General features: G+C 51.1%; 10 protein-coding genes. 7 read left to right on the plus strand and 3 right to left on the minus strand.

Annotated features, from left to right (window positions below; all coding sequences use genetic code 11):
• Positions 1-127 precede the first annotated feature (127 nt).
• From V6940_RS22505 to etk, 7 genes are all read left to right on the plus strand, one after another.
• Positions 128-433 (plus strand): threonine-rich inner membrane protein GfcA, encoded by a 306-nt coding sequence (locus V6940_RS22505; RefSeq protein WP_001299283.1) that lies wholly within the window; start codon positions 128-130, stop codon positions 431-433.
• 106 nt (positions 434-539) lie between these two features.
• A complete protein-coding gene (gene gfcB, locus V6940_RS22510) occupies positions 540-1,184 on the plus strand; it encodes a lipoprotein GfcB (protein ID WP_106613225.1) in 645 nt (214 codons plus the stop codon).
• Entirely contained in the window at positions 1,181-1,927 is a 747-nt protein-coding gene (locus V6940_RS22515; RefSeq protein ID WP_213828758.1) for a capsule biosynthesis GfcC family protein, read from the plus strand. The genes gfcB and V6940_RS22515 overlap by 4 nt, the downstream gene beginning before the upstream one ends.
• On the plus strand, positions 1,927-4,023 hold the full coding sequence (locus tag V6940_RS22520) for a YjbH domain-containing protein (RefSeq protein WP_045351199.1): 2,097 nt from the start codon (positions 1,927-1,929) through the stop codon (positions 4,021-4,023). Before V6940_RS22515 ends, V6940_RS22520 begins: the two co-directional genes overlap by 1 nt.
• 45 nt (positions 4,024-4,068) lie before the next feature.
• The gene (locus tag V6940_RS22525) at positions 4,069-5,208 is read left to right on the plus strand and encodes a polysaccharide export protein (protein ID WP_333497395.1); all 1,140 of its coding nucleotides are present in this window, start codon (positions 4,069-4,071) and stop codon (positions 5,206-5,208) included.
• Positions 5,196-5,642, plus strand: a complete 447-nt coding sequence (gene etp, locus V6940_RS22530) for a protein-tyrosine-phosphatase Etp (protein ID WP_000057871.1) — start codon at positions 5,196-5,198, stop codon at positions 5,640-5,642. Before V6940_RS22525 ends, etp begins: the two co-directional genes overlap by 13 nt.
• Positions 5,643-5,661: 19 nt before the next feature.
• Entirely contained in the window at positions 5,662-7,842 is a 2,181-nt protein-coding gene (etk, locus tag V6940_RS22535; RefSeq protein WP_333497396.1) for a tyrosine-protein kinase, read from the plus strand.
• 119 nt (positions 7,843-7,961) lie between these two features.
• Here etk and appA read toward each other — a convergent pair whose 3' ends face one another.
• The 3 genes from appA to cydB form a co-directional block, all read right to left on the minus strand.
• Positions 7,962-9,260 carry a bifunctional acid phosphatase/4-phytase gene (gene appA / locus V6940_RS22540; protein WP_333497398.1) on the minus strand — a complete coding sequence of 433 codons (1,299 nt, stop codon included), beginning with the start codon at positions 9,258-9,260 and terminating at the stop codon, positions 7,962-7,964.
• Positions 9,261-9,339: 79 nt separating this feature from the next.
• Complete coding sequence (gene cbdX / locus V6940_RS22545) at positions 9,340-9,432, minus strand: cytochrome bd-II oxidase subunit CbdX (protein ID WP_000270305.1); 93 nt, start codon at positions 9,430-9,432, stop codon at positions 9,340-9,342.
• Between the two features lie 12 nt (positions 9,433-9,444).
• Positions 9,445-9,857: cytochrome d ubiquinol oxidase subunit II (gene cydB / locus V6940_RS22550; RefSeq protein ID WP_333497397.1), on the minus strand; the 413-nt coding region annotated here is incomplete at its 5' end.

Genomic DNA, 9,857 nt, shown 5'->3' on the forward strand with positions numbered 1-9,857 from the left:
AGATGCGTGATCTGATCCTTCAACTCAGCAAAAGTTCGATTTATTCAACAAAGTCATGTTATACTCAAAGTAGACAATCCTGATCTCAAGCGTACGTATTGTCCATGCGATGAATAAAGGAAAAGTTATGAAGCACAAGCTTTCTGCAATCCTTATGGCCTTCATGTTGACGACGCCAGCTGCGTTTGCTGCCCCTGAAGCAGCAAACGGGACCGAGGCAACGACGGGTACTACTGGCACCACAACGACCACTACCGGTGCAACCACGACGGCTGCTACCACTGGTGGCGTGGCTGCTGGAGCTGTCGGCACGGCGACAGTTGTCGGTGTGGCAACGGCTGTTGGTGTGGCGACGTTGGCAGTAGTTGCAGCAAATGACAGTGGCGATGGCGGTTCTCATAACACCTCAACCACCACGTCCACTACGCGCTAATTCTGCTTAAACGCGTCGAAATTAAAGTTAAATAACACCCGGTTGCGATATTCGTACCGGGCTTTAGAGATTTGCATTTTTTTAATTAACCTTTCAAGGATTAAAGGTGCGCCCTCTTATTTTATCGATTTTCGCACTATTTCTTGCGGGATGTACGCACAGCCAGCAAAGTATGGTCGATACATTTCGCGCCAGCCTTTTCGATAATCAGGATATCACCGTAGCGGATCAGCAGATCCAGGCGTTGCCTTATTCCACGATGTATTTACGCCTTAATGAAGGGCAACGAATCTTTGTGGTACTGGGACATATAGAACAAGAACAAAGCAAATGGTTATCCCAGGATAACGCCATGCTGGTTACTCATAATGGACGTCTTTTAAAGACCGTCAAACTTAATAATAATCTGCTGGAAGTGACAAATTCCGGGCAGGACCCTCTGCGTAACGCGCTGGCAATAAAAGACGGCAGCCGCTGGACGCGCGATATTCTCTGGAGTGAAGACAACCATTTTCGCTCTGCGACCCTGAGTTCCACTTTTTCCTTTGCTGGATTAGAGACGCTGCATATTGCGGGTCGCGATGTGCTGTGTAATGTCTGGCAGGAAGAGGTGACTTCCACGCTGCCAGAAAAACAGTGGCAAAACACATTCTGGGTCGATTCGGCTACTGGCCAGGTTCGTCAAAGTCGGCAAATGTTAGGCGCAGGGGTTATTCCCGTAGAAATGACGTTTCTTAAACCCGCACCATGAATAAATTACAGTCGTATTTCATTGCCAGCGTACTTTACGTAATGACACCCCATGCCTTTGCGCAAGGAACGGTGACTATTTATCTGCCTGGCGAACAACAGACACTTTCCGTTGGCCCCGTGGAAAATGTTGCCCAGTTGGTGACACAACCGCAACTGCGCGATCGCCTCTGGTGGCCTGGTGCCTTGCTGACCGACTCTGCGGCGAAAGCTAAAGCGCTTAAAGACTACCAACATGTCATGGCACAGCTTGCTTCCTGGGAAGCAGAAGCTGACGACGATGTGGCGGTAACGATTAAATCCGTGCGCCAGCAGTTACTCAATCTCAATATCACTGGTCGCTTACCGGTCAAACTGGACCCTGATTTTGTACGAGTGGATGAGAACAGCAATCCCCCGCTGGTCGGGGACTATACGCTCTATACCGTACAGCGTCCGGTGACTATTACTCTGCTGGGTGCGGTTTCTGGGGCTGGGCAATTGCCCTGGCAGGCAGGCCGTAGCGTTACCGATTATCTGCAAGATCACCCCCGTCTTGCAGGCGCGGACAAGAATAACGTTATCGTGATTACGCCTGAGGGTGAGACTGTCGTCGCCCCTGTTGCCCTGTGGAATAAAAGACATGTGGAACCACCGCCTGGCAGCCAGCTTTGGTTAGGCTTTTCTGCGCATGTACTGCCCGAAAAATATGCTGATTTAAATGACCAGATTGTGTCTGTTTTAACGCAACGTGTTCCTGACTGATGAAGAAGAATTCTTATCTTTTAAGCTGCCTGGCCATTGCCGTCTCCAGTGCCTGTCATGCTGAAGTATTAACCTACCCGGATCCGCTGGGTTCGTCGCAATCGGACTTTGGCGGCACAGGATTGTTGCAGATGCCAAATGCGCGCATCGCACCGGAGGGTGAATTCAGCGTCAACTACCGGGATAACGATCAATACCGTTTCTACTCCACCTCCGTGGCGCTGTTCCCATGGCTGGAAGGCACCATTCGTTATACGGATGTGCGCACACGTAAATATAGCCAGTGGGAAGATTTCAGCGGCGATCAGTCATACAAAGACAAATCATTCGATTTTAAACTTCGCCTGTGGGAAGAAGGTTACTGGCTACCGCAAGTGGCGTTTGGTAAACGTGATATTGCTGGTACGGGTCTGTTTGACGGTGAGTATCTGGTGGCCAGCAAGCAAGCGGGGCCATTTGATTTCACCCTCGGGATGGCATGGGGCTACGCCGGTAATGCGGGCAATATTACCAACCCGTTTTGCCGGGTGAGCGATAAATATTGTCATCGCGCAGAGTCTCACGATGCGGGCGATATCAGCTTTAGCGATATCTTTCGTGGCCCGGCCTCCATCTTTGGCGGCATTGAGTATCAAACGCCGTGGAATCCCCTGCGTCTGAAACTCGAATACGACGGCAACAATTACCAGAATGATTTCGCTGGCAAACTGCCTCAGGCAAGCCATTTCAACGTCGGTGCAGTTTATCGCGCTGCCAACTGGGCAGACCTCAACCTGAGTTATGAACGCGGTAACACGTTGATGTTTGGTTTCACTTTACGGACCAATTTCAACGATCTGCGCCCTGCCCTGCGCGATACGCCAAAACCGGCATATCAACCTGCGCCTGAATCTGAAGGATTGCAGTACACCACGGTAGCAAACCAACTTACCGCCCTGAAGTATAACGCGGGCTTTGACGCGCCAGAAATTCAGCTACGCGATAAGACGCTGTATATGTCTGGTCAGCAATACAAATACCGTGATTCTCGTGAAGCGGTCGATCGTGCCAGCCGGATTCTGGTGAATAACCTGCCGCAAGGCGTTGAGAAGATTAGCGTGACGCAAAAGCGCGAGCATATGGCGATGGTGACTACCGAAACCGACGTAGCCAGCCTGCGCAAACAGCTGGCAGGTACAGCGTCTGGTCAATCAGAGCCACTGCAACAACAACGTGTTGAAGCTGAAGATCTTTCTGCCTTTGGTCGGGGCTACCGTATTCGTGAAGATCGCTTTAGCTACTCTTTCAACCCAACACTTTCACAGTCGCTGGGCGGCCCGGAAGATTTCTATATGTTCCAGCTGGGGCTGATGTCCAGCGCCCGCTACTGGTTTACTGACCACCTGCTGCTTGATGGCGGTATTTTCACCAATATTTACAATAACTACGACAAGTTTAAGTCTTCGCTATTACCCGCGGACTCTACCCTGCCCCGCGTGCGCACGCATATCCGTGATTACGTTCGCAATGACGTTTATCTCAACAACTTGCAGGCGAACTACTTTGCCGACTTAGGCAATGGTTTCTATGGCCAGGTGTATGGCGGTTATCTGGAAACGATGTACGCCGGTGTCGGTTCCGAGCTGCTTTATCGCCCGCTAGATGCCAGCTGGGCGCTGGGTGTGGACGTTAACTACGTGAAGCAACGTGACTGGGACAACATGATGCGCTTCACCGATTATTCCACACCCACAGGTTTCGTGACGGCTTACTGGAACCCGCCGACGCTCAATGGCGTACTGATGAAACTTAGCGTTGGGCAATATCTGGCAAAAGATAAAGGCGCAACGATCGACGTCGCCAAACGCTTTGACAGCGGCGTGGCGGTAGGGGTATGGGCGGCAATCAGTAACGTATCTAAAGATGACTATGGCGAAGGCGGCTTTAGTAAAGGTTTTTATATCTCGATTCCGTTCGACTTGATGACCATTGGACCTAACCGCAACCGCGCGGTGGTTTCGTGGACACCATTGACGCGTGATGGTGGACAAATGCTGTCACGCAAATACCAGCTCTATCCAATGACGGCAGAGCGAGAAGTACCGGTTGGACAATAACCTGACGTAATTCATAACATTACATTGACTGATAAATATAAACCAATGAAAAAGAACATTTTTAAGTTTTCGGTACTGACATTGGCTGTTCTGTCTTTGACAGCATGTACCCTTGTTCCTGGTCAGAATTTATCGACCAGGAACAAGGATGTCATTGAACTACCTGACAATCAGTATGACCTGGACAAAATGGTCAATATCTATCCCGTCACGCCAGGATTGATTGATCAGTTGCGCGCCAAACCGATTATGTCGCAGGCTAACCCGGAGCTGGAGCAGCAAATCGCGAACTATGAATATCGTATCGGCATTGGTGATGTGTTGATGGTTACGGTCTGGGATCACCCGGAACTAACCACCCCCGCAGGGCAATACCGTAGCGCCAGTGATACCGGCAACTGGGTTAACGCCGATGGTGCGATTTTCTACCCCTATATTGGTCGCCTGAAAGTGGCCAGGAAAACACTTACCCAGGTACGCAACGAGATTACAGCGCGTCTCGATTCAGTCATTGAAAGCCCGCAAGTCGATGTCAGCGTCGCGGCGTTCCGCTCGCAAAAAGCGTACGTCACCGGCGAAGTCAGCAAATCGGGTCAGCAGCCGATTACCAATATTCCTCTGACCATCATGGATGCGATTAACGCCGCGGGCGGTCTGACCGCAGATGCAGACTGGCGCAATGTGGTGCTCACCCAGAATGGCGCAAAGACCAAAGTGAACCTCTATGCGCTGATGCAGCGTGGCGACTTGCGCCAGAACAAACTGCTGCACCCGGGCGATATTTTATTTATTCCGCGCAACGATGATCTGAAAGTCTTCGTGATGGGTGAAGTGGGTAAACAGAGCACGCTGAAAATGGACCGCAGCGGTATGACCCTGGCGGAAGCGCTGGGTAACGCTGAGGGTATGAATCAGGATGTCGCTGATGCGACGGGGATTTTTGTTATTCGTGCAACGCAAAACAAGCAGAATGGCAAAATCGCCAATATTTATCAGCTGAATGCGAAGGACGCATCGGCAATGATACTCGGAACGGAATTCCAGCTTGAACCTTACGACATTGTTTATGTCACTACCGCGCCGCTGGCTCGTTGGAACCGTGTGATTTCCCTGCTGGTACCGACGATTTCCGGGGTGCATGACCTGACAGAGACTTCACGGTGGATTCAAACATGGCCCAACTAAAATTTAACTCAATCCTGGTGGTTTGTACCGGCAACATTTGCCGTTCGCCCATTGGCGAGCGCTTGCTGCGTAAACGTCTGCCAGGCGTAAAAGTCAAATCGGCAGGTGTTCATGGTCTGGTAAAACACCCTGCAGATGCGACAGCAGCAGATGTTGCCGCTAATCATGGCGTATCTCTTGAAGGACATGCCGGACGTAAGCTCACTGCTGAGATGGCACGAAATTACGATCTGATTCTGGCAATGGAGTCGGAACATATTGCTCAGGTTACCGCAATCGCTCCCGAGGTCCGCGGGAAGACAATGCTGTTTGGGCAATGGCTGGAACAGAAAGAGATCCCGGATCCCTATCGTAAAAGTCAGGACGCATTTGAACATGTCTACGGTATGTTGGAGCGCGCCAGTCAGGAATGGGCGAAGCGCCTCAGCCGGTAATTTGAGTTTATAAAATACGATGACAACTAAAAATATGAATACGCCACCAGGCAGCACTCAGGAAAATGAGATCGATCTGCTTCGTCTGGTCGGCGAGTTATGGGATCACCGTAAGTTTATTATCAGCGTGACCGCGTTATTCACACTGATCGCTGTCGCTTACTCGCTGTTAAGCACGCCAATTTATCAGGCAGATACTCTGGTCCAGGTTGAGCAGAAACAGGGCAACGCCATTCTCAGCGGCCTGAGCGATATGATCCCTAACTCATCGCCCGAGTCTGCACCGGAGATCCAACTGCTGCAATCGCGCATGATTCTCGGTAAAACCATTGCTGAACTGAATCTGCGCGACATGGTTGAGCAGAAGTATTTTCCGATTGTGGGTCGCGGCTGGGCGAGATTAACCAAAGAAAAACCAGGTGAGCTGGCGATCAGCTGGATGCATATTCCACAACTGAATGGTCAGGATCAGCAACTGACACTCACGGTTGGGGAAAACGGCCACTATACGCTGGAAGGTGAAGAGTTCACCGTCAATGGTATGGTCGGCCAGCGTCTGGAAAAAGATGGCGTTGCGCTGACTATCGCGGACATTAAGGCCAAACCAGGAACACAGTTTGTCCTGAGCCAGCGTACCGAACTGGAAGCGATTAACGCGTTGCAGGAAACCTTTACCGTTAGCGAACGCAGTAAAGAAAGCGGGATGCTGGAACTTACCATGACTGGTGATGATCCCCAGTTGATTACTCGTATTCTGAACAGCATCGCTAACAACTATTTGCAACAGAATATCGCTCGCCAGGCGGCGCAGGATTCACAAAGCCTTGAATTCTTACAGCGCCAGTTGCCAGAAGTGCGCAGCGAGCTGGACCAGGCGGAAGAAAAACTCAACGTTTATCGCCAGCAGCGCGATTCGGTTGACCTTAACCTGGAAGCCAAAGCCGTTCTTGAGCAGATTGTGAACGTTGATAATCAACTCAATGAGCTGACCTTCCGCGAGGCAGAGATCTCCCAGCTGTATAAGAAAGATCACCCAACTTATCGTGCGCTGCTGGAAAAACGCCAGACGCTAGAGCAAGAACGCAAACGCCTGAATAAGCGGGTATCGGCTATGCCTTCCACCCAACAGGAAGTGTTGCGTTTAAGTCGTGACGTAGAAGCGGGCCGTGCGGTATATCTGCAATTACTTAACCGCCAGCAGGAGTTGAGTATTTCGAAATCCAGTGCCATTGGTAACGTGCGGATTATCGACCCGGCAGTCACTCAGCCGCAGCCAGTGAAACCGAAAAAAGCGTTGAATGTGGTGCTTGGTTTTATTCTTGGCCTGTTTATTTCGGTGGGTGCCGTGCTGGCGCGTGCGATGTTGCGTCGTGGTGTAGAAGCCCCGGAACAACTGGAAGAGCACGGCATCAGCGTTTATGCCACCATCCCGATGTCCGAGTGGCTGGATAAACGTACCCGTCTGCGTAAGAAAAATTTATTTTCTAATCAGCAGCGCCATCGTACTAAAAATATCCCCTTCCTGGCGGTGGATAACCCGGCGGATTCTGCTGTGGAAGCCGTACGTGCGCTACGAACCACTCTGCATTTCGCTATGATGGAGACTGAGAATAACATTCTGATGATCACCGGTGCGACGCCAGACAGTGGTAAAACATTTGTCAGTTCAACTCTGGCAGCGGTGATCGCCCAGTCCGATCAAAAAGTGTTATTTATTGATGCCGACTTACGCCATGGTTATTCGCATAACCTGTTTACCGTGAGTAATGCACATGGCTTGTCGGAATATCTGGCAGGTAAAGATGAGCTCAACAAAGTGATCCAGCATTTTGGCAAAGGAGGCTTTGATGTGATTACTCGCGGTCAGGTGCCACCTAACCCGTCTGAACTGCTGATGCGCGATCGGATGCGTCAATTACTGGAATGGGCGAACGACCATTACGATCTGGTGATTGTCGATACGCCGCCGATGCTGGCGGTGAGCGATGCTGCGGTCGTGGGGCGCTCTGTCGGCACCAGCCTGCTGGTTGCGCGTTTTGGCCTGAACACCGCCAAAGAGGTGAGCTTGTCAATGCAGCGTCTGGAACAGGCAGGCGTCAATATTAAAGGCGCTATCCTCAATGGTGTGATTAAACGCGCCAGCACCGCTTACAGTTACGGCTATAACTATTACGGTTATAGTTACTCCGAGAAAGAGTAAAACTGAAGGTAAAGTGACCGGATGCGGCGTGAACGCCTTTTCCGGTCTACGCATTAGACAGTTCTTCGTTTGTCATCAGCCTCAGAGCATTCAGGTAGCTGAATGCTCTTTTTTATGCATTACAAACTGCACGCCGGTATGCGTGCTTCATTCACGATTTGCGTAAAACCGGCCAACGAACACATGCCCTGCGCATTTCGCTCTTCACATCCTGCCAGGGTCAGTTTCACCTCTCCGGGCGGCGTATTTAATGACAGCGGCGTTTTATCACGCATCTGCTGTAAAGTCTGGAAGACCAGCGAAACCTGAATCCACTGGCTGTTATCGCTTAGCCGACGCCAGCGTTCAAACACCAGTTCACCACCTGGCGGCGTGTTATCCGGCTGACCTGGAAGCGTCCAGTTGAGCTCCAGTGCGCCGCCGAGATTTGCCAGATTAGTATCGTGTCCGGCGATAAACAGCACTGAAGTGGGTAATATCACACCATACGCCTGTTTTTGCGGTGGATGGGGCGTCAACGCTGTCATGATAAAATCCAACAACGGGGTGGCGCGGCTGCGGGCAACCTCCGGCGTGCGTTGTAGTAAATAAAATTGCGCGTTATGCAAACTTAGCAACGTGTTCCACTGGTGTGAATCAGTGATCCTTCCCCACCCCGGCTCCGGCATTCCCTGTGCCTGTTGCAGGAGAAATATCTCCGTCAGCATTGATGCGAGGCTTACCGCACCGGTTAATGAGACATTGTCGGCGCTCACCTTGAGTTCCGATGGTAATGCCTGCGTTAATGAACAGCTTTCGTCCTGTTTCTCACGGTTAAGGCACAAGTTTGATTGCGGAAAATTAAGCACCCGTTCCAGTTCGCGAAACGCCGTTTGCCGATGCCCGGTAAAGTCAGCAATTGACCCTCCTGCCCTGCTGAGGATCGCGTCAGTCACGTTCGCGTTATCCAGTTGGCAAACGCCAGTTTTTAGAGGATTAAATAACGGATCGGGACTGGACGTATCTGCCTGGGTATGTACGGTTATTGCACAGTCAGGTGCCAGCCCGGCGGCGAAGGCTTCGCCTGTTTTACGGGTACGCTCGTCGACATCAGCAATAATCGCGACCTGACCAGGCTGCGGGCAGCCCTTTTTCGTCAGCAATCCGTCGGCTACCAGACGCTGGCGTTGGTAATGTCCGAGATAAGCGATTAGCTCACCACCGCGCGGTGTCAGCCAACCCAGTTTTACCGGCCAGGTTGGCCATGCGTCTGGGGTGACATCCTGCATCAGTTGCGTGGCCTTGGTTGGGGCACGCACACCATGACGACTGACAATCACCACACTTTCCAGCTTCAGCTCCGGCTCACTCTGAGCGAATGCAGATTGCGGGGTTAACGGAATCAGAAGAGATAAAAATGGGATCAAGATCGCTTTCATCGATATGTTTCCGCTTTTCATATCCGACATTATTGATTGCCTGATACGACGCTAATGCGCCGCATCAGACTTACGTTCGTTAACTTTTCAATCGCGGGTCCAGCCATACCAACACAAGGGTGGAGAGCGAACACATCAACAAAATGCCGACGAACCAAAGTAAATACCACATTGTTCCTGCTCCTTAGTACAGCTCGTTTTCGTTACGGCGGAGAGTTTCTGTCGTCATGCGCCCCCACATTTTGTAGTAGCTCCAGAGAGTGTAGAGCAACACAATGGGCAAAAATATCAGCACGATTACCAACATAATACTCAGCGTCAGCTGACTGGAAGTGCTGTCCCACAACGTCAGGCTGGAGATTGGACTCACGCTTGACGGCATGACAAAGGGGAACAGCGTGATGCCTGCCGTGAAAATCACGCCAAATTGCATCAATGATGCCATCAAAAATCCCCAACCCGGGCGACCACGATAAATCGCCATCACCGTCAGCAATGGGCAGAAGAACCCCAGTAGCGGGAAGATCCACAAAACGGGCGACTTGAATCGCCACAGATAATCTAGACACTTCCGAGCCGCTGATAATATTGTTTTTC

The sequence above is a fragment of the Kluyvera sp. CHPC 1.251 genome, from assembly GCF_036759945.1.
GTDB classification, from domain to species: domain Bacteria; phylum Pseudomonadota; class Gammaproteobacteria; order Enterobacterales; family Enterobacteriaceae; genus Kluyvera; species Kluyvera sichuanensis.